1 pseudogene is annotated in these 248 nt (G+C 42.3%); it reads right to left on the bottom strand.

Annotation, left to right across the window (positions count from 1 at the left end):
* Positions 1-248, bottom strand: a pseudogene (locus AAEY57_RS20705) (hypothetical protein); the annotation flags it as partial.

The following is a 248-nucleotide window of genomic DNA, read 5'->3' as shown; positions in this document are numbered from 1 at the left end:
CTTAAATACGCTGTATCTGAGGCAATATCAGCATTACCAATACTAACCTGGCTAGCAACTGCGGCTGGTGCCGAATTATTAGTTTCTGATTTTGGAGCCGTTACAGCTGAATTCTCAGCTAATTTTTGCTCTGTGCTAATCGCTTTTTCTTCTTGCACTGGTTCAGCTACAGGCACTGGGTTTCGTTTTTCTTGTTCTTTAGCCCACTCATTCAAAGTCGATAGAGGGCCAGATTCGTTGTCTAATAA

Source organism: Pseudoalteromonas sp. MER144-MNA-CIBAN-0113, from assembly GCF_040308965.1.
In the GTDB taxonomy this organism is placed as follows: Bacteria; Pseudomonadota; Gammaproteobacteria; order Enterobacterales; family Alteromonadaceae; genus Pseudoalteromonas; species Pseudoalteromonas tetraodonis.
This window is presented reverse-complemented; position numbering and strand designations above follow the sequence as displayed.